Origin of the sequence: Mycolicibacter longobardus (assembly GCF_002102265.1) — a bacterium.
GTDB classification, from domain to species: Bacteria; Actinomycetota; Actinomycetes; order Mycobacteriales; family Mycobacteriaceae; genus Mycobacterium; species Mycobacterium longobardum.
The window spans coordinates 73,318-93,253 of sequence record NZ_LQPG01000022.1; the positions used below are offsets into that span (position 1 = coordinate 73,318).

The window sequence follows — 19,936 nt, forward strand, 5'->3', positions numbered from 1 at the left end:
CCGAAAGGGTGATCGATGGCCACCACCACAGCGGCAACCGTCCCGACGTCCGCAGAGCGGATCCGCAGCGCCTGCATTCGCGGTCAGGCACTGCTGGCGATCGCCGACTCTGCCGACGCCGCGCCGGTCAACGCGCCGGTCTGCCACCTGCTGCCGGACGGATCCGTGGTGGTCGCGGTGCCCATCGGCGACCCGGTCGCCGAGGCCGCCGCCGAGTCCGGTGTCCAGGCGATGCTGGAGCTGACCGATCATGCGCCGTTGCGGCTACGCGAACGGGTCCGGGCGCTGGTGTGGATCCGAGGCCTGCTGCGGCAGGTACCCGAGCAGGAGATCGCCCCGCTGCTGGACCGGATCGCCACGGTCAACCCGAATCCAGCACTGCTCCAGGTGGTCTCACCGCGCTCGTCGAAGAGGTTCCGCGACTTCGGCGCACCGGAGGGCGGCGACGCCGAGGCCGGCTACGCGCTGCTGCGGCTCACCCCGGACTCGGCGGTACTGGCCGATGCCACCGGAGCCGAGGCGGTCGCCGTCAGTGAGCTGCTGGCCGCCCGCCCAGACCCGTTCTGCGCCATCGAGGCGCACTGGCTGCACCACCTGGACTCGGCGCACCCCGAGATGGTCGCTCGGCTGGCCGCCGCCAAACTGCCGCCGCAGCTGCGGCGCGGGCAGGCCCGTCCGCTCGCCGTGGACCGCTACGGCATGTGGCTGCGGGTCGAGGCCCGCGACGGTGACCGCGACGTCCGGCTGAGCTTCCCGCAGCCGGTCGAGGACGTGATGAGCCTGAACCGGGCGGTGCGCGCGCTGATGGGCTGCCCTTTCCTCAACGGGCTGCAGGCCCGTCGCCCGTAGCCGGTAGCGGTTACCGTGGCGAGGTGACCGAGCCGGCGGCCCAGCGACGCGCACTGCGCCTGGAGATCGCCCTGGTGCTGGCGGTCACCTACGGGCTGAGCGCCGCCACCGCGATCCTGCAGCTCGCCGACGCGGTGCTGCGTGATCTCAGCGCCCAGCGGATCCCCCTGAATCCGCGCCGGTCCTATTTCGACCTCATCGATCTGGGCCTGAATGTCGCCTGGGCGGCGCAGCTGATCGCCTGGGGCGCCCTGGCCCTATACCTGCTGTGGCGCAGTGGATACGGTCCCGCCCGCATCGGGCTGGATCGGTCACCCCGCCGCTCCGACCTGGCCGGCGGCCTCGGTCTGGCCGCCCTGATCGGCCTGCCCGGGCTGGGCCTGTACCTGCTGGCGCGAACCCTGGGCCTCAACGCCGACGTGATCCCCGCGGCGATCAACGACACCTGGTGGCGCGCCCCCATGCTGATCGTGATCGCGTTCGCCAATGCCTTCGCCGAGGAGGTGATCGTCGTCGGCTATCTGCTGACCCGGCTGCGGCAACTGCGCGTCTCGCCGTGGGTGGCGGTGGCCTGTTCAGCCCTGCTACGCGGCGCCTACCACCTCTACCAGGGGTTCGGCGCCGGCCTGGGGAACGTCGCGATGGGTCTGGTGTTCGGCTACACCTGGCAGCGCACCGGCCGGCTGTGGCCGCTGATCCTCGCGCACGGCCTGATCGACACCGTGGCGTTCGTCGGGTACACGCTGTTCGCCGACCAGCTGAGCTGGCTGCGGTGACGGCCTTCGCTAACCGCCCGCGACGCGCGTCACGGTGACGCTGATGGTGCCGGCGCCGGCGTTGGATTCGATGACCAGCACCGGGGCGTTGTTCGCCGAGACGACCTCGCCGCCGGTGATGCTGACCTGGTAGCCGTTCGGGAACTGGAGGTCCGGGATCGAGATCCTGGTCTCCGACCCGGCGCCGAAGCTGCCCGACCCGTCGGCCATCGCCGTGGAGTAGCTGAACGAGAAGACGCCGTTGTTGAACGACCAGCTGTTCGGGATGCCGGCGATCACCTGCGGGTACGGCTGGGCCAGCGTCTCCACGACGGGCACGTCGACGTTGCCGCCGGTCGGCGGCAGGTTGGTGTTGTGTACCAGCGACCCCGCCTCGTTGGTGTAGCCCCAGTACAGCCAACCGAACTTGTGCGGGTCGATCGAGTTCAGCTGGCTGGTGATGGTGTCGAGGTTGCGGGTGGCACCGAACTCGGTGACCACCCCCGGGACGTCGTAGCGGTCGATGTAGTGCTGGGCGCCGCTCACCATCATCCCGTCCCACAGTGAGCAGCCGGTGGCGGTGCCACCGCCCAGGGCGTCGAAGATGCAGTAGGTGTGGAACGCGAACACGGTGTTGTCGTCGTCGACTGCGCCGATGTGAGTTGCCGGGGTCACGTTGCCGAACAGCACATTCGGCTCGTAGTACACCGTGGTGTGCGGGTCGACCGACCGGATCGCCGAGGTCACCTGGTCGTAGAACGGGGTCAGCGTCTCGCGGTCGAAGTGCGGGTTGCCGAGCAGGCTGGCCAACCACGGCGACCCGGCCCACGGCTCGTTCATGATCTCGTAGCCGGCCACGCCGGGAGTGCCGCCCAGGTAGTTGGCTGTGACCTGCCACATCCGGGCGTAGGAGTTCAGCAGGCCGACTCCGTCCACCTTCTCGTTGGACCAGAAGGCATCCCAGGCCTGGTTCTGTGCGGGGTTGAGCGCGTAGCCGAACGGGAACGGCGCGCTGGTGTCGTTGTCGTCGGGGTTGAACATCGTCGCCCAGTCCGGCGCGCCATGGCCGCCGATCTCCGAGCCGTACAGATCCTGGTGCATGTCGATGATGCTGACGATGCCATGCGCCTTGAGCGTCTCGATGGTGTCCTTGACCGACTCCAGGTAGGCGAAGTCGTACACCCCGGGCTGCGGCTCGATCTGTTCCCAATACACGCCCAACCGCACCGCGGTGAAACCGTTGGCGGCCAGGAATGCCGCGTCGTCGTCGTCAAACCCGTTGCCGCCGGGCGAGAACGGCGGCGACTTGTATACCTGGTTGACACCCTGCAGGATGACCACCCGGCCGTCGTGGTCGACGATCCACTTGCCGGCGGTGGCGAGTTCGGCCGGCCCTCTCTCCGGGGCTCCATCCAGCGTGCCGAAGTTGCCGACCGCGCCGTGGGTGCCCAGCGCGCCGGCGAGGCCGCCGGCCCCGCCCAGGCCGGGCAGGTCACCCTGGCTCTGGTAGACGCCGTTGCCGGCGTCGCCGCCGTCGCCTCCGCCGCCGAACCACGCCGAGCCGTTGCCGCCGTCACCACCGTTGCCGCCGATGTGGGTGCCGTCGCCTCCGGCGCCTCCGGCCCCACCGACACCCAGCATCCACCCGATCCCGGCACCGCCGGCCCCCCCGTTACCGCCGACCACCCCGTCGCCGCCGGCGCCGCCGACGCCCCCGACGCCCATGTACCACCCGCCGGTCCCGCCGACACCGCCGGCGCCGCCCTCTCCACCGGCGCCGCCCGCACCGCCGTTGCCGAAGAACCCGGCTGCTCCACCGGCACCGCCGACGCCGTTGACCTCGGTGTTGTCCCAGCCGGCCCCACCGTCACCGAACAACCAGCCCCCCGCACCACCGGCGGCCGACGCCTCCGTACCGGCCGCACCGTCGCCGATCGCCATGCCCAGCCCCAGCGCCCCACTGAGCTGGTTGAATCCGTCGACGATCGGCGCCATCCACGCGCTGCTGACCAAGCTGTCGATACCGGTGTACAGCGGGGTGTAGACCCAGTCCTGCACCAACGCGGTCAGGTCCGGGGCGAACAGGCTCGGCGACGCTGCCGCGGCCCCGGCCAGCACGCCGTCCCAGTTCGCCGGCTCGAAGAACGCCTCCCAGGACGCCGGGTTGAACACCGCCGCCCAGTCCGTCCAGCCGGTGGTCGCATCGACAAACGGCGCCAAAGCCAAGTCGAAGACGTCGTCGAAACCCTCGGCAGAGGCCGTCGGCGCCGCGGCCAGCGGCGTCACCCCGAACGCGAGAAACGCGCCGACCGCCGTACCCAATCCGACAACCCGGCGATTCCGCTTCGTGCTGCGCTGACGAGCCATCGGTGGGTAGACCTCATTCCTGCGACGAGTGACGAGTGACACGTGGCGACAATCGATGCGGCCAAGATAACAACTTGTTGGGAATATCGCTAACACCGCCTGAGAAAATAAGGAGAGCCGCGCCGGGCGGGGTGGCATCCAATGGGTGGCCGCCATCGCTGCCGGGCGCCGCACCGTTCCCGGGTGCGTAGATTGGGCAGGTGAACGGCGATCCCAGGGCTGGCGGGCCGCAGCGGCCGTGGGGTCAGCAACCACCGCCGCCGCGTGAGCCACCGCCGATGCTGTACCGCCATCCGCATCGACCACCACCGCCGGCACACCGGCCGATGCCTGCTGCGCCACGGCCGGTGGCACAGCGGCATGCACCGCCGCCCCGTCCGTCCGCACCACCGCCGCCACCGCCGCGCCCACCCGTATCGCGTCGCCGGCGATCCTGGCCGCGCCGACTCGCCGGGCTCACCCTGCTGTTGGTGCTGCTGGGCGCGGCGGGCCTGGCCGGCACCGCGGCGTGGCTGGACGCCGTGCTGCAGCGCGCCGCGGTCTTCTCCGGCTACGCCGACCGGCCGGCGCCGGGCCGCGGTACGACGTGGCTGCTGGTCGGCACGGACAGCCGCGCCGACCTCACCGCCCAGGAGCAGCGCGACCTGAGCACCGGCGGGGACATCGGCGACGGGCGCACCGACACCCTGCTGCTCATCCACCTGCCGGCTGCGGGCTCGGGCTCACCGGCGACGGTGGTGTCCATCCCGCGCGACTCCTACGTGCCCATCCCCGACTACGGCGACGACAAGATCAACGCGGCCTTCACCCTCGGCGGAGCCCCCCTGCTGACCCGGACGGTGGAGCAGGCGACCGGGCTGCGGCTGGACCACTACGTCGAGATCGGGTTCGGCGGGTTCGCCGCCCTGGTCGACGCGCTCGGTGGTGTCAGGCTGTGCCCGGACGAACCGCTCGACGACCCGCTGGCCGGGCTGAACCTGCCGGCCGGCTGCCAGAAGCTGGCCGGTGCGGCCGCACTGGGCTACGTGCGCAGCCGGGCCACGCCGCGCGCCGACCTGGATCGGATGGACAACCAGCGACTGTTTCTGGCCGCACTGCTCACCCGCATCGCCGATCCGGCCGTCTGGCTCAACCCGCTGCGCTGGTACACCGTGCCGCACGCCGCCGCACACGCCGTCACGGTGGATGCCGGCGCCGGGGTCCTTGACCTGGCGGCCCTGGGCTGGGCGCTGCGCGGCGCCACCACGATGCTGACCGTGCCGATCGGCGAGTTCACCGAGACCGACGTCGGCGACGCGGTGGTGTGGGACCACCCGGAAGCCGCGCGGCTATTCGACGCATTGAGTCGCGATGATCCACCCACTCCCGGCCCGGACGAATAAGCCGAACCTAATTCCTGCGCTGCAATAGGCGGAATTCAGCGTATCCTATCTTTACTTAGGCAATGCTGACCTGAGTAAGCCTCACCTTGGATGCGCACCCCATCTGACCAGGGGTAGCATCGCCGCCATGGCCGAGAATGAAACCCACACTTCGAAATTTCATGCACTGCTTCAAGAGCAGATCTACCACGAATTCACCGCCGCGCAGCAATATGTCGCTGTTGCGGTTTATTTTGACGGCAGCGATTATCCGCAATTGGCGAAGTTCTTTTACGCCCAGGCCGTCGAGGAGCGCAGCCACGCCATGATGATGGTGCAGTACCTACTCGACCGCGCCATCGATGTCGAGATTCCCGGCGTGGACGCGGTGCGCAACCACTTCGACGCGCCTCGCGACGCGCTGGCGCTGATGCTCGACCAGGAGCGCACCGTCACCGATCAGATCAGCCGGTTGACCAGCGTCGCCCGCGACGAAGGCGATCACCTCGGCGAACAGTTCATGCAGTGGTTCCTGCGTGAGCAGGTAGAGGAGGTGGCCCTGATGACCCGGCTGCTGCGGGTCGCCGACCGCGCCGGACACAACATGTTCGACCTGGAGAACTTCATCGCCCGCGAGATCGGCACCGTGTCCCAGGAGGCCGGCGCTCCCCGCGTCGCCGGCGGGTAAACCCCGCGCCCGCCGGCCGATCAGCCCGCCCGCAACCGCGCCTTGGTTCGGGCGGGCTGATTCGTGGCGATCCACGCAACACCCACGTCCCGGCAGAAATCGACGTCCTCGGCTTCATCGACGGTCCAGCAGTACAGCGCCCGTCCGCGCGCGGCGGCGTGGTCCACCAGTTCCGGGTGTTCACGCAGCGTCTCGATCGACGGACCGATGGCGGTGGCGCCGACCGTGGTCGCCGCACCGCCGCCCAGATAGCGCGCGCCCGAGCCGAGCAGAACCGTCGGCAGCAGGGGCGCGGCCCGGCGAATCCGCCACACCGCCGCGGCCGAGAAGGACATCACCACCGCACGCGACCGGGATGCCGAGGCCGGCGCGGCAAGCCCGAACCGGTCCAGCAGCGCGAGCACCTTGCGTTCGACCATGGCGCCGTAGCGCACCGGATGCTTGGTCTCGATGAAGATCTTCACCGGCCGGTGCCAGTCCAGGACCAGGGCCACCAGCGCGTCGAGGGTGAGCAGGCCGGTGTCGCCGGCGTTGTCGGCCTCCGGGGACTGCCCGCCGTTGTGCCAGGCGCCGTAGTCGAGGCTCTGCAATTGCGACAGCGTCATCTCGCTGACCACCCCGGCCCCGGTGGAGGTCCGGTCCACCCGCCGGTCGTGCACGCAGACCAGATGTCCGTCGCTGGACAGCCGGACGTCGCACTCGACGCCGTCGGCCCCCTCCTGCAACGCCAAGTCGTAGGCGGCCAGGGTGTGTTCCGGCCGGTCGATCGACGCTCCCCGGTGTGCGACCACGAACGGGTGCCCCGCAACGCCATCACCGGCCGGTGTCATGGGCTTATGCTGCCGGTTCCCGCCCGTCGGACTCAAGAGCCACGGCGGGTGTCGGCGCCTCCGGAGCCGAAGCGGCCGCCGGAACCTCCGGCGACGGCGGGGGCACGGGCTCCCGGGCGTCGGCGACCACCACCCAGTGATGCGCGGGTCGGCCCATCGACCGTTGCTCGAATCCCTCGACCACCTTGGCCGCGGTCACCACGGCGGCCAGACCGAACAGGTAGGCGACCACCGTGGCCACAATGTTGTCGGCGATGCCCTGGGCGCTGTCGGTCCAACTGGTCGCCGTCGCGAAGATCGCGGTGGCGGTGCTGGCCGCCCACACCACCCACCACACCACGATGGGTTTGCGCAGCCGGGCCAGCCGACCCTCCCGCCCGGCCAACTCCATGACATAGACCGGCGCCCAGGCCAGGTTGACCACCGGCACCATGCACCCGGCCCACAGCGCCCAGGTCGGGCGGGACTCGGGCAGTTGCAATCGGGCGAACGCCGCCGACCGGCGGGCCAGCAGCCATTTGGTCAGCACCACCGCGCAACCGATCACCGCCGCGATCGCGACGAGGCCGGCCAGCCGACCCAGCCATACCGCGCCACCGGCGATCAGCGGGTGCAGCAGCCTGGTGCGGTTGATGATCATCAGCAGGTAGATCAGCGCGTGCACCAGCGCCGCGATGCCCAGTGCGGCGATCGCGCCGCCCAGCGCCTTCTCCAGCGAGCGCACCGAAGGCGCCGCCCGCTCACCGGATTTCGGCTGTGCCGCAATCGGATTCGGAGCCCCCATCAGTGTCCAGCGCGGCATCACCGAGTAGCGCGGAGTGGGACCCAGCGGCCGCCGGCGTCGGGGCTGCGCCGGCGGCGGGCCGGGCCGCACCGCGATCCAGCGGTAACCCGGGCCCAGCCGTGCGGGCGAGTCCGTGGTCGCCGGCTGCGGCGCGGCGGGCGCGGGCGGGGTCCACTGCAACTCGGCTTCCTGCTCGGGCGTCAGCGGCGCCCACAGCGCACCGTTGCAGCGCGGGCACCAGGCCCGCCGACGGTCGCGGACGTTCCACCGCGTACCGCAGCGGGAACACACCTGAATCACCGCACCAGCCTAACGGCGATCGCAAGGCGGGTTGCCGTCATCATGACCCCAGGCTGGCCGGGCGCCGCGACGATACGCCCGACAAGCGCCATCCGGCACCCTCGGTACCCCGGCCAGCTACCACCGGACTATCCACAGTTTCCACAGCTTTATCCACATGCCCACGGCGCGCCCACAGGGCCGATGAGATGCTTTTTGGACGGCGCTGGATACCCCGACTGTGGATAACGTGGCGTCGCCCAAGCGGGCAACTAACAGCGTCGAGCGAAATCGCTTTATCCGCTAACTAACGCGCCGCGGGCCCACGATGCGCTTCGGGCCGCGTCGGGTGCATCTATGCAGGTAAGTCAGGTTATCCGGGTTGATTTTTCCACCGGGGGAACGAAGCGCTATGATCGGCGTCACATAGCGGATGTGATGCGCCTCACGGGGGTGGGCGCACGGTGGAAATTGGGGGCAACACGAGATGACGGCAGGCCCGATCGGACCCGGACCGGTCGCGACGGCGACGGGTTGGCACGCGGGATCGTCGACTTACAAGCGCGCCTATCTGCTGGCGTCGCTGCGCTCCGGAATCATCGCGTTGGTGCTGCTGACATTCCTGCTGGCGCTCGTCCTGACCTGAGCGCTGCGATCGACCGTCGTCGCGTGATGGCGCGACCCATTGTTGCGGTCCTCCCGGTGTTGGAGCAGTGTTGATCAAAGGCGGTCTCACCGCTCCGCAATCGCGGTGGGCGGTGGGGCGCCGCTAGAGCGTCAACGCAAGTCGACAATGATCAACGGTGATCGACACCGGATCAGTACTGATCGAAGGAAGGAACCCCGTGGCCGACTACACCTTGCCGGACTTGGACTGGGATTACGGAGCCCTTGAGCCGCACATCTCGGGCCAGATCAACGAACTGCACCACAGCAAGCACCACGCCGCCTACGTCGCCGGCGTCAACAGCGCCGTGGCCAAGCTCGAAGAGGCACGCGCCAACGACGACCACGGCGCGATCTTCTTGAACGAGAAGAACCTGGCTTTCCACCTCGGTGGGCACGTCAACCACTCGATCTGGTGGAAGAACCTGTCCCCCAACGGCGGTGACAAGCCGACCGGCGAACTGGCCGCGGCTATCGACGACGCCTTCGGGTCGTTCGACAAGTTCCGTGCGCAGTTCACCGCGGCCGCCAACGGCCTGCAGGGTTCGGGCTGGGCGGTCCTCGGCTACGACACCCTCGGCGGGAAGCTGCTGACCTTCCAGCTCTACGACCAGCAGGCCAACGTGCCGCTGGGCATCATCCCGCTGCTGCAGGTCGACATGTGGGAGCACGCCTTCTATCTGCAGTACAAGAACGTCAAGGCGGACTACGTCAAGGCGTTCTGGAACGTCGTCAACTGGGCCGATGTGCAGTCCCGGTTCGCGGCCGCCACCTCGAAGACGTCCGGCCTGATCTTCTAGCCGCACCGCCGTATCGAGTGGGGCGTCGCGCCGTTGGCGCGGCGCCCCACTCGTTTTATACGCCGGAGTTTTATTCACCGTTTCGTTATCGGCCGCGTCGCCGTGTCCCCTTGCACCGATCTCGGTGCTGGGAGCATGCTGCCAGGCAACCCACCCGCTGAAATGCGAGCCCACGAGCCAATGTGTCGCGGAGGGTGTGCGATGGAGACGACAGGGTCCGGCAGGGCGATCGAGGTCGCCCCGTTCCACTCCCGTGGCGAATTACACGGATTCGTGGTCTTCGGCCGCTGGCCGGACTCGACCAAGGAGTGGGCGCAGCTGCTCAGCATCGCGGTTCGAGTCGCGTCGATGCCCGGTTTGCTGCCCACCACGACGGTGTTCGGCACCCGAGAAGAACTCCCCGACAATCCGGGTCCCGGCACCGTCGGATTACTGCTGGCCGAAGGCACCGTCACCGGTGAATCGGCGATCGGGCCGGGTTACTTCGCCGGCCACCAGCCGTCCGCTCTGCTGATGCTGCACCCGCCTTCGGAAACCATTCCCTCCCTGCCCGAATGCCGCGGTGCCGCGTCCGGTTGTGTGCTGCTGCCCGGCCTGCCCCACCTGGGTTTGGACCACCGGGCGGCCTGGGTCGAAGCCGAATCCGACGGTACGGTCACATCCATGGTGAGCCGGGTCAGCGTCGACCCGGTCAGCCACCCCGATACCGCGATACTGGCCATGCTTCTTGCCGCATAACGCAATTCGAGACGAATTGTCATTCCACCGGACCATCGGATTCGGGCCGCCGAAATTCGGCGCCGGCTGGCGGCCGACCTGGGGAGCCACTAACCTCGGCAGCTGACGAAAGGGCGTCTCGCATGCTTGCCGCCATGCTGATCAGCCTGGGCGTGGTGTTTCTGGCTGAACTCGGCGACAAGTCGCAGCTGATCACCCTGACCTACGCGCTGCGGCACCGCTGGTGGGTGGTGCTGGGCGGGGTGAGCATCGCCGCGTTCGCGATCCACGGCATCTCGGTCACGGTGGGGCACTTCCTAGGGCTGACCTTGCCCGCGCGCCCGATCGCCGCGGTGGCCGGCGTCGCCTTCCTCGGTTTCGCGGTGTGGACGTGGCGGGAACGCTACAACTCCGCATCCGGGGAGACGACGGTTCGTGAGCCCCGCTTCGTGCTGTTCGCGGTGGTGTCCTCGGTGCTGCTGGCCGAACTCGGCGACAAGACGATGTTGGCGACGGTTGCGCTGGCCAGCCACCACGGCTGGCTCGGTGTGTGGCTCGGTGCGACGGCCGGGATGGTGCTGGCCGACGCGGTCGCGATCGCGGCCGGGACGGTGCTGCACCGCCGGCTGCCCGCACACCTGCTGCATTCGGCGGCCGGACTGCTCTTCGGCGTTTTCGGACTGTGGATGCTCCTCGACGAAGCGCTCGGCTGGCGCCCGGTGGCGGTCGTCTCGATCGTCGGGCTGGTGCTGCTGGCATCCAGCGGAGAACTTCGGCGGGCCCTCCGTCAACGTTCCGGGCAGGTCGCCGGGGACGATTCCGTCACCCGGTAGCCGCCCGGCAGCAAAGCTCTCCAACGCCTCGACGCGCGGTGCAAACTTCACTTCGCCGGAGGGGGTTCCAGCGGCGAGGACCAACGGTCGCGTCCGATTGGAACCTTTCAGTCACTGACGCCGGCGCAATTGTGCTTGGTACGTCAGAAAATCCGGCTGCGAAGGTCGGCGCGACCGGCGAAGGAACTCGATCCAAGAGCAACTCATCGATCAAGATCGAATTCGCTGCCGAATCACCCTTGGTTGTGTGGCTAACTATCGCTACGATGATCAGCAAATCATCAGGCGCTACCGCTCCCCCCTCGCGGGCGCCTGTCGACCGCCTGCCTACCCCCTGGAGGTCCTATCGATGAGCGCGACCTTCGCTGTCCGCTTGAACCGCCTTTTCGATGTGGTCTATCCGCCCGGCCGAGGACCGCACACGTCCGCCGAGGTGATCGCGGCACTCAAAGCGGAGGGCGTCACGATGTCAGCCCCCTATCTCTCCCAGCTCCGCTCGGGCAACCGGACCAACCCGTCGGCCGCCACCATGGCCGCGCTGGCGAACTTCTTCCGGATCAAGCCCGCGTTCTTCACCGACGACGACTACTACGCCAAGCTCGACGCCGAGTTGACGTGGCTGGACAGCCTCCGGGATGCCGGCGTGCGCCGCATCGCGACCCACGCGGTCGGGTTGTCGCCGGAGTCTCAACAGGACATTCTGGACCGGATCGATGAGCTCCGCCGCAAGGAGCACCTCAGCGCCTGAGGCGCCGGCACCGCGATTAGGGTTGCTGGATCGGTTCCAGCGAGACACCGGGAGGCGGCCGCGAATGGGCCTGTTCAGAAAACGCAAGAGCCGCGCTACCCGCCGCGCTGAGGCGCGGGCACTCAAAGCCGGCGCCAGACTCGAGGCCCGACTGGCGGCCAAGGGCGAGGCCAAGCGCTTCAAAGCCACCCAGCGCGCCGAGGCCCGCGCACTGAAGGCCCAACTCAGATCCGAACGCGACCGCGACCGCACCGCGCTCAAGGCGGCCGAGAGCCAACTCAAAGCGGCCCGCGAGGGCCGGTTGCTGTCTCCGGCCCGCATCCGCCGGACACTGGTGGTCTCCAGAATGCTGGCACCCATTGTGGTGCCGCTGGTGTACCGGGCCGCCATGGCCATACGCGGCCTGATCGATGAGCAGCGGGCCGAGCGGCTCGGTGTGCCGCTGGCCCGCGTCGGCGAGTTCGCCGGCACCGGAAAGAACGAAGCCCGGCTCTCGGCACGGATCGCCGGGGCGGAGAAGACGCTGCGCCTGGTGCAGGACCGCAAACCCAAGGACTCCGAGACCAAGCAGTTCGTCGCAGCTATCAACGAAAGGTTGTCTGACTTGGCCACCGCGGTCACCGCCATCGAGACCATGCCGGGGGATCGGCGCCGTGTCGCCTCCGCATCGATCAGCGCCCAGCTCGACGGGATCGATGCCGACCTGATGGCCCGGCTGGGGCTGCCGTCATGAGCCGCATGGGCCGCATGGGCGCCGGCATCCGCGCCCTGGCCCTCGCCGCGGCGATCACCGTCGCCGGTTCATTGGCCGGCGCCGCACCGGCTTGGGCGCACGTGCACGCCAGCAGCCCCGGCGCGGTGCGCGGTGGCATTGCGATGGTCACCTTCGAGGTCCCCAACGAGTCGCCGACCGGTTCTGCCACAACCGAACTCACGGTGACACTGCCCGACGTGGCCTCGGCGCGCACCGAGACCACGCCCGGTTGGACGGCCCGGCTGGACCGCGACGCCAAGACCGGAACGGTACGGTCGGTGACCTGGACGGCCACCGCCGGCGGTATCGGCGCCGACCAGTTCGGGCTGTTCCGGATAGCGATGAAACTGCCCGACACCGACACGGTGAACTTCCCCTCGGCGCAGCGTTACGCCGACGGGACCGTGATCCGCTGGGACCAGGAGCCCCCGCCCGGCGGCGGCGAGGCCGAACATCCGGTACCCACGCTGGAGCTGGCGACCGGACCGGTGTCGCGCACCGAACACCACGCCCAACACCCGGAGCCGGCCGTGTCTGCCGGCCCGGACCCGGACGGCGGAACCGGGCCCAGTGGACCGCACTATGCCGACAACCCGGCTCGGCTGATCGGCGGCGCCGCGTTGCTGTTCGCCGCGCTGGCCGCGACGATCACGTTCGGGAGGCGCCGGCGGTGAGGCAAGCGGTGCGCGTCGCGCTGACCGGGGTGTTCCTACTGGCCGTGCTGTTGACGCCGGTGCTGCCGGCCGGAGTGGCCGGCGCGCACGCCGTGCTGGTGTCGACGAATCCGGCCCGCGGCGCTGAGCTGTCCCACGGCCCGGAACGCGTCAGCGCCACCTTCAACGAGCGGCTGCAGGGCGACTTCGCTGCCATGACGGTGGTCGGTCCCGATGGGCATCTGTGGTCCACCGGCGAAACGCAGGTGGACGGCGCGGTCGCCGGCGTCGCGGTGCGGCCGCTCGGGCCGGCCGGTACCTACACCGTCCACTACCGAGTCACCTCCGCCGACGGCCATGTCGTCTCCGGTTCGTGGCCGTTCCAGCTGACCGTGGCCGGCACCGGCGAGCCGGGCCCGCCTGTCACCGACCGCGGCGAGGCCACACCGGCTGTCCCACGCCGCTATGCCGACCCCCAGGGTGACCTGCCGATTTGGCCGTTCGTGGCCGGTGCGGTGGCAATCGTCGGGGCCGGTCTGTGGCTGAACCGGCCCCGATCCTGACTGCTGCTCATCGGTAGCCGCCGACAGATACTGGCATGATGGGCAAAGTTGCCGGTGTCGCCGAGTTGATCTGAGACGAGAACCCCGCCAGAGGAGCTGCCATATGACCGACCCGCAGGGCCAGCCCGACCACGAATCCGCCGCTACACCCGAACCGGCTCAGCCGGCTGGAGCCGACCGGCCTGCCGACCCGCCCGCCGCGGAACCGCCGCCGCAGAAAGCCCCGGCCAAGAAGACCCCCGCCAAGAAGGCACCGGCCAAGGCCGCCAAGAAAGCTCCGGCGAAGAAAGCTGCCGCCAAGAAGGCTCCGGCGAAGAAGGCCCCCGCCAAGAAGGCGCCCACCCCGGCCCCGGCGCCTCCGCCGGCCGTCACCAACGGTTCGGGCCAACTGGCCGACGGCGCCAAAGAAACGGCGGCCCAGGCCAAGTCGACGGTGGAGGCGGCCCCCAACCCGCTCAGCTCGACGACATCGTCACCGCGACGCTCGCCCGGCCCGCTGCTGGCGGCCGGAATCCTGGCAGGGTTCGGACTGCTGCTGCTCCGCCGGCTGCGGCGCGCACGCCGGGGCTGAACCCGCCGGTGACTGTGGTCTTCCGGCCCACCGCCGACCTGGTCGACGATATCGGCGCGGATGTGCGCAGCTGCGACCTCCAGTTCCGCCAACTCGGCGGCCGTACGCAATTCGCCGGTCGCATCAGCACGGTGCGCTGTTTCCAGGACAACGCACTGCTCAAATCGGTGCTGTCCGGCCCGGGCGACGGCGGTGTGCTGGTGATCGACGGCGGGGGGTCGTTGCATACCGCACTGGTCGGCGACGTCATCGCAGAGCTGGCCCGCGCCAACGGGTGGGCGGGGCTGATCGTGCACGGCGCGGTGCGTGACGCCGCGACACTGCGCACCCTCGACATCGGCATCAAGGCGCTAGGCACCAATCCCCGCAAGAGCACCAAAACCGGCGCCGGCGAACGTGATGTCGTCGTCGAACTCGGCGGCGTCACGTTTGTGCCCGGCGAGACCGCCCACAGCGACGACGACGGCATCGTCGTCGTCTAGAAGCCGGCCGCACCGATGGATGCCACCCTGCGGACACGCTGGGAGCAGCTCCGAGCACGCGTGGATGACGCCTGCCGGGGCGCCGGGCGGGATCCCGGCGAGGTGACCATCCTGCCGGTGAGCAAGACCTTCGGCCCGGAGCGCATTCGCGAGGCCGTCGATTTGGGCTTGCACCGGTTCGGGGAGAACAAGGTCCAAGAGATCCGGGACAAGGCGACGGCCTTGGCCACCGAGGAGGCCGACCCAGGGATCGACTGGGTGATGATCGGCCACCTGCAGACGAACAAGGCCGGGGTGGTCGCACGGCTGGCCGCCGAGGTGCAGTCGCTGGACCGGCTCAAGCTCGCGGTGGCGCTGGACCGGCACCTGCGCGCCGAAAGTCGCGTCATCGACGTGCTGGTCCAGATCAAGACCTCCGACGAGCCCAGCAAATACGGCCTGGAGCCCGATCGGCTACTGCCGTTCCTCGATGAGTTGTCCGGCTATCCGACCCTGCGGGTGCGGGGCCTGATGACACTGGCCATCAACGCATCGGATCCCGACTCGGTCCGCGGCTGCTTCCGCCGGCTGCGGGAGCTGCGGGATCTGGCCGCATCACACGGCCACGACCTGCCCCGGCTGTCGATGGGGATGAGCGGCGACTTCCCCCTGGCGATTGCCGAGGGCGCCACCGAGGTTCGGATCGGGACCGCCCTGTTCGGCGCCCGGTCCTACCCCGACTCCTACTACTGGCCGGAGCGCAGTTAGGTCAGGCGCTCACGGCAGCGCGGTGCTTGCTGAACCGCAGCGACTTCTCGTCGACCTTGCCGTACCGGATCAGCCGCAGGTCCAGCAGATAGTTCTGCTTGAGCCGCCACGGGGCCTCCGAACCGGACCGGGGCAGGTTGTCCATCGCCCGGCGGAAGTATCCGGGGCTGAAGTCCATGAACGGCCGCTCCTCCACCGCGTCGCCGGGATGCTGGGGCTCGACCCGGTCGAAGCCGTGCTCGTCCATGTAGTTGAGCACCCGGCAGACGAACTCCGAGACCAGGTCGGCCTTGAGCGTCCAGGACGCGTTGGTGTAGCCGAAGCTGACCGCTGCGTTGGGAACGCCGGAGAACATCAGGCCCTTGTAGGTCATGGCCTTGGGCAGGTCGATCGGCTCGCCGTTGCGCAGCAACGTCGCTCCGCCCAGCAGCTGCATGTTCAAGCCGGTCGCGGTGATGATGATGTCGGCGTCGAGTTCCTGCCCGGAGTCCAGCAGGATCCCGGTCTTGGTGAACGTCTTGATGGTGTCGGTGACAACATCGGCCTTGCCGTCGCGGATGGTCTTGAACAGATCGCCGTCGGGCGCCAGGCACAACCGCTCGTCCCACGGGTTGTACCGCGGGCCGAAGTGCTTCTGCACGTCATAACCCTCCGGCAGCCGGTGCTTGGCCATGGTCATCAGCGTCTTGCGCATGTACTTCGGGAAGGTCTGCGACAGCTGGTACTGGATGGTGCTGAAGCCGATGGCCTTCCAGCGGTTGACGAAGTGCGCGAGCTTCTTCGGCAGGAACCGGTTGGCCTGCACCGCGATCGGGTCCACCAGCGGCAGCGCACCGACGTAGGTCGGCGAACGCTGCAGCATGGTCACATGCCCGGCCCCGGATTTGGCCAGTGCGGGGATCAGCGTGACCGCGGTGGCGCCGCTGCCGATCACCACGATCTTCTTGCCGGCGTAGTCCAAGTCTTCCGGCCAGTGTTGGGGGTGGACGATGGTTCCGGCGAAATCCTCGGAACCGGGGAATTCCGGCGAGTAGCCCTCTTCGTAGTTGTAGTAGCCGCTGCACGCGAACACGAACGAAGCGGTGATCTGCTCCTGCTCGCCGTTGTTGTCGACGGTGACCGTCCACTGGTTGTCAGCGTCGGACCAGTCGGCGGAGACCACCCGGTGCCGGTAGCGGATGTGCTTGTCGATGCCGTTCTCGACGGCGGCCTCGTTGATGTAGTTCCAGATGTCCGCCCCTTCGGCAATCGAGTGGGCCGAACGCCATGGCTTGAACCGGAAGCCCAGGGTGAACATGTCGGAATCGGAGCGAATTCCGGGGTATTTGAACAGGTCCCAGGTGCCGCCGAGCCTATCCCGGCTCTCCAGGATCGTGTAGCTCTTGTTCGGGCAGCGGTTCTGCAGGTGCCAGGCCGCGCTGATACCGGAGATGCCGGCGCCGACGATCACAACGTCGAGGTGTTCAGTCATGACGACAGATTATCAACACCGTGTTGAGTTAGTCAACGGTGCGTTGAGTAACGTCGCGCGAAGACCGAGCAAGGCCGAGAAAGCCCCCCACGCGGCGCGTGAGGGGCTTTCCCAGCTGTGGATCGCAGGCTACGGCGTGGTGCCGTTCTGCCCCGCGGTGCCGTCGGTCGAGCCGGTGCCTCCGACGGCGCCGGCGCCGCCGTTGATCTCACCGTTGGGCGAACCATCCGGGTTGACCGAGCCGGGGCCGGTCGGCAGGGCCGGGGTGATCACGCTGCCACCCTCACCACCCTCACCACCGGTGCCATTGGCCGCCTGACCGACGCCGCCGTTGCCGCCGTTGCCGCCGTTGCCGCCGTGCACGTTGTTAACCGGGCCGGAAGCGGTGGGAGTGCCGTTGCTGAAGTCGGGAGTGGTGTTCTGCCCGGTTCCGGTGAACGGCCCGTCATAACCCCAGCGGATGTTGCTGCCGTTGCCGCCCTGGCCGCCCGCACCGCCGTCGCCGCCGATGCTGCCGTCGCCGACACCGGCACCGCCGTTACCGCCGTTGCCTCCGTGACCGCCGTTGGAGCCGGCCGCGAACTGGTCGCTGCCGCCGTTACCGCCGCTGCCGCCGTTGCCGGCGACGTAGCCGTTACCGCCGTTACCGCCGTGGCCGCCGGCGCCGGTGACATTGGCAGGCTGGCCCGGGTTGCTGTTCCCGGCGTTGTCCATGTAGGCCAGCTCCTGGAAGTCCGGCCCGGCGCCACCTTCGCCGCCCGCGCCGCCGTCAGCGCCGTTACCGGCGTTACCGCCGGCACCCTGTGCCGTACCGGCACCGGCCGCGCCGCCGTTACCGCCGTGGCCGCCGTCGCCGCCCTTGGCGCCGACACCGACGTTGTGGCCCTGAAGTGGCTTGTTGTCGTTGATGCCGGTGCCCGGCTGACCGTGGGTGGTGTAGCCGCCGTGGCCGCCGTCGGCGCCATTGCCGCCGGTTGCGCCGTTGCCACCGTCGGTGCCGACACCGGTGGTCCCGCCGCCGGCACCACCGTTACCGCCGTGACCACCGGCACCGCCGTTGCCGCCGGGAGTTCCGTGGCCCGCCGGGTCATTCCAACCTTCGCTTCCGACACCGTCGGTGCCGCGGGCGCCGTGACCACCGATGGCGCCGTTGCCGGCGATACCGCCGCCACTGTCGGTACCCGCGGTGCCGTTGGCCGAGCTACCGCCGGCACCACCGTTACCGGCGTGACCACCGTTGCCGCCGTTGCCGCCATCGACACTCGGCGTGGTCGCATTGGCGCCGGCACCGCCGTCGGCTCCGTTGCCGGCCGCACCCGCGTTGCCGGCGGTGTTGGCAGCCAGCTCACCGGAGTTGCCACCGTTGCCGGCGTTGCCGCCGTTACCACCGGAGATGCCATGGCCGTTACCGCCGCCGGCGAAGGTGCCGTCGGTACCCGCGACGCCGCTGCCGCCGTCACCGCCGTCACCGCCGTTGCCCCACTTACCGCCGTTGCCACCGTTGCCGGCGTTGCCACCGCTGGTGCCCGCAGCCGCGCCGTTGTCGGCCGCCGCGTTGTAACCGTCACCACCGATACCACCGTTGCCGGAGACCACCGGGGTGATCGTGCCGTCGGCGCCTTGGGCGCCGTCCGCGCTGCCGCCGTGGCCCTGGCCGCCGGCGCCGCCGAGGCCGGCCACATCACCCGGGTCACCACCGTTGCCGGCGTTGCCGCCGTTGGGGTTGGCCGCAGTACCGGCCGCACCGTTGCCGCCGTCGCCACCCAGGCCGACATCGCCGCCCTTGCCGCCGTTACCGCCGACACCGCCGGCGCCGTCGGCGCCGCTGCCGGGGTGATGCGCGGTGCCGGCCGCACCGCCGTTGCCGCCGACGCCGCCGTTACCGCCGTTGCCGCCATTGCCGCCGTTGGTGCCGTGGCCGTTGCCGCCGTTGTCGAAGGTGCCGTTTGCGCCGTTGGCGCCGGTACCACCCGTGCCGCCCTGGCCCCCCTCGCCGCCGGCGCCGCCGTTACCGCCGTTACCGAAGATCTCGCCGCCGTTACCGCCGATGCCGCCGTTGCCACCGGCAGCACCCTCGGTACCGATGCCACCGTTGCCGTCGCCGTTGTTGTCGAAGGAGCCGGCCTCGCCCTGCAGCCCCTGACCGCCGACACCGCCGGCTCCGCCGTTACCGCCGTGACCGGTGTGCGGTCCGGCGTTGCCGCCGTTGCCGCCAAGACCGCCGACCGTGGCCGCGTACCCGGCGGTCGCGTCCAGGCCGTTACCACCGACACCGCCGTCGCCGCCGTTGCCGATACCCCAGTAGCCCATGCCGTCGCCACCGTTGCCACCGGTGCCGGCCAGAACCACCTGGCCGTTGACGTTGACGAACGCGGCGCCACCGTTGCCGCCGTTACCGCCGTAGCCCATCCAGGTGCCGCCGGCGCCGCCGTCGCCGCCGCTGCCCGCGTAAAGGACGTTGTTGAGTTCGAAGAACGAGTCGGCAGCCGCGTCGCCCCCGTTACCGCCGTTGCCGAAGAAGCCGGCCGCGCCGCCATCGGAGCCGTCGATGCCGTCGCCGCCGTCGCCGAACCAGAGGCCGCCATTCTGGGCCTGGACCAGGTCACCGTTGCCGTCGAGGTAGGCGTCAGCGCCGTTGCACAGCACGCCACACGTGTCACCCGTTGCGAACATCTCGTTCAGCGGATCCAACCACCAGCCGTTGGCCGAGTTGTCGATCAACGCCTGCATCGGGTCATAGATCGACAGGTAGACCTGGTTGTCGAAGGCAACCCACGCATTCGAGTCGCCGATCAGCAGACCGCCCCAGTCGTTGAACGACCAGGCGGCGGCTGACCCGGGCAGGTCCGCCCCGGTGTCCAGACCGAACCACGAGTCGGTGTCCAGGCCGAACCACGAGAACGGGTCCAGCCAGTCGAAGTCTGCTTGCGCAGGAGAGGCCACCAACGGCGTCATCCCGAAAGCCAGAAACGCACCAACCGAAGTTGCCGCGCCGACTACCCGACGACGACCTGCCTG

At 69.4% G+C, this 19,936-nt stretch carries 20 protein-coding genes; 15 read left to right on the plus strand and 5 right to left on the minus strand.

The window, feature by feature from the left end:
• Window positions 1-15: 15 nt before the first annotated feature.
• Complete coding sequence (locus tag AWC16_RS12620) at window positions 16-849, plus strand: DUF2470 domain-containing protein (protein WP_085265099.1); 834 nt, start codon at window positions 16-18, stop codon at window positions 847-849.
• Window positions 850-872: 23 nt separating this feature from the next.
• A complete protein-coding gene (locus AWC16_RS12625; protein ID WP_085265100.1) occupies window positions 873-1,625 on the plus strand; it encodes a CPBP family intramembrane glutamic endopeptidase in 753 nt (250 codons plus the stop codon).
• Window positions 1,626-1,634: 9 nt separating this feature from the next.
• On the opposite strand, the gene AWC16_RS25560 is transcribed toward AWC16_RS12625, so the two are convergent.
• Window positions 1,635-3,971: a cellulase family glycosylhydrolase gene (locus AWC16_RS25560; RefSeq protein ID WP_133055935.1), complete on the minus strand. Its 2,337-nt coding sequence runs from the start codon at window positions 3,969-3,971 to the stop codon at window positions 1,635-1,637.
• Window positions 3,972-4,171: 200 nt separating this feature from the next.
• Here AWC16_RS25560 and AWC16_RS12635 point away from each other — a divergent pair, with 200 nt between their 5' ends.
• Together AWC16_RS12635 and AWC16_RS12640 are read left to right on the plus strand one after the other, a co-directional pair.
• Complete coding sequence (locus AWC16_RS12635; protein WP_085265102.1) at window positions 4,172-5,353, plus strand: LCP family protein; 1,182 nt, start codon at window positions 4,172-4,174, stop codon at window positions 5,351-5,353.
• A 127-nt stretch (window positions 5,354-5,480) separates the two neighbouring features.
• Window positions 5,481-6,020, plus strand: coding sequence for a ferritin (locus tag AWC16_RS12640; RefSeq protein WP_085265103.1), 540 nt, complete (start codon window positions 5,481-5,483; stop codon window positions 6,018-6,020).
• A gap of 20 nt (window positions 6,021-6,040) precedes the next feature.
• Here AWC16_RS12640 and AWC16_RS12645 read toward each other — a convergent pair whose 3' ends face one another.
• Together AWC16_RS12645 and AWC16_RS12650 are read right to left on the minus strand one after the other, a co-directional pair.
• Window positions 6,041-6,850 (minus strand): glycerophosphodiester phosphodiesterase, encoded by an 810-nt coding sequence (locus AWC16_RS12645; protein ID WP_085265104.1) that lies wholly within the window; start codon window positions 6,848-6,850, stop codon window positions 6,041-6,043.
• A 4-nt stretch (window positions 6,851-6,854) separates the two neighbouring features.
• Window positions 6,855-7,934, minus strand: a complete 1,080-nt coding sequence (locus tag AWC16_RS12650; RefSeq protein WP_085265105.1) for a DUF4328 domain-containing protein — start codon at window positions 7,932-7,934, stop codon at window positions 6,855-6,857.
• Window positions 7,935-8,400: 466 nt separating this feature from the next.
• Between AWC16_RS12650 and AWC16_RS24350 the strand changes: the two genes are divergently transcribed.
• The 11 genes from AWC16_RS24350 (at window position 8,401) to AWC16_RS12700 (ending at window position 15,447) form a co-directional block, all read left to right on the plus strand.
• Window positions 8,401-8,559, plus strand: coding sequence for a hypothetical protein (locus AWC16_RS24350; RefSeq protein WP_165759219.1), 159 nt, complete (start codon window positions 8,401-8,403; stop codon window positions 8,557-8,559).
• Window positions 8,560-8,758: 199 nt separating this feature from the next.
• Window positions 8,759-9,379, plus strand: coding sequence for a superoxide dismutase (locus tag AWC16_RS12655; RefSeq protein WP_085265196.1), 621 nt, complete (start codon window positions 8,759-8,761; stop codon window positions 9,377-9,379).
• Window positions 9,380-9,580: 201 nt separating this feature from the next.
• Window positions 9,581-10,117 (plus strand): peptidase, encoded by a 537-nt coding sequence (locus tag AWC16_RS12660; protein WP_085265106.1) that lies wholly within the window; start codon window positions 9,581-9,583, stop codon window positions 10,115-10,117.
• A 122-nt stretch (window positions 10,118-10,239) separates the two neighbouring features.
• A complete protein-coding gene (locus AWC16_RS12665) occupies window positions 10,240-10,929 on the plus strand; it encodes a TMEM165/GDT1 family protein (RefSeq protein ID WP_085265107.1) in 690 nt (229 codons plus the stop codon).
• Between the two features lie 349 nt (window positions 10,930-11,278).
• Window positions 11,279-11,677: a helix-turn-helix domain-containing protein gene (locus AWC16_RS12670; RefSeq protein WP_085265108.1), complete on the plus strand. Its 399-nt coding sequence runs from the start codon at window positions 11,279-11,281 to the stop codon at window positions 11,675-11,677.
• 64 nt (window positions 11,678-11,741) lie between these two features.
• Window positions 11,742-12,410: a DUF6474 family protein gene (locus tag AWC16_RS12675; RefSeq protein WP_085265109.1), complete on the plus strand. Its 669-nt coding sequence runs from the start codon at window positions 11,742-11,744 to the stop codon at window positions 12,408-12,410.
• Window positions 12,407-13,105: a YcnI family copper-binding membrane protein gene (locus AWC16_RS12680; protein WP_085265110.1), complete on the plus strand. Its 699-nt coding sequence runs from the start codon at window positions 12,407-12,409 to the stop codon at window positions 13,103-13,105. Before AWC16_RS12675 ends, AWC16_RS12680 begins: the two co-directional genes overlap by 4 nt.
• A complete protein-coding gene (locus AWC16_RS12685) occupies window positions 13,102-13,647 on the plus strand; it encodes a copper resistance CopC family protein (RefSeq protein WP_409370627.1) in 546 nt (181 codons plus the stop codon). The genes AWC16_RS12680 and AWC16_RS12685 overlap by 4 nt, the downstream gene beginning before the upstream one ends.
• A 103-nt stretch (window positions 13,648-13,750) precedes the next feature.
• A complete protein-coding gene (locus AWC16_RS23895) occupies window positions 13,751-14,218 on the plus strand; it encodes a hypothetical protein (protein ID WP_133055936.1) in 468 nt (155 codons plus the stop codon).
• Between the two features lie 8 nt (window positions 14,219-14,226).
• A complete protein-coding gene (rraA, locus tag AWC16_RS12695) occupies window positions 14,227-14,700 on the plus strand; it encodes a ribonuclease E activity regulator RraA (RefSeq protein WP_085265112.1) in 474 nt (157 codons plus the stop codon).
• Window positions 14,701-14,715: 15 nt separating this feature from the next.
• The gene (locus tag AWC16_RS12700) at window positions 14,716-15,447 is read left to right on the plus strand and encodes a YggS family pyridoxal phosphate-dependent enzyme (protein ID WP_085265113.1); all 732 of its coding nucleotides are present in this window, start codon (window positions 14,716-14,718) and stop codon (window positions 15,445-15,447) included.
• Between the two features lies 1 nt (window position 15,448).
• Here the strand turns inward: AWC16_RS12700 and AWC16_RS12705 are convergent, their stop codons facing one another.
• Window positions 15,449-16,918 (minus strand): flavin-containing monooxygenase, encoded by a 1,470-nt coding sequence (locus AWC16_RS12705; RefSeq protein ID WP_085265114.1) that lies wholly within the window; start codon window positions 16,916-16,918, stop codon window positions 15,449-15,451.
• Window positions 16,919-17,047: 129 nt separating this feature from the next.
• Window positions 17,048-19,873, minus strand: a complete 2,826-nt coding sequence (locus tag AWC16_RS25565) for a hypothetical protein (RefSeq protein WP_165759220.1) — start codon at window positions 19,871-19,873, stop codon at window positions 17,048-17,050.
• Window positions 19,874-19,936: the final 63 nt, after the last annotated feature.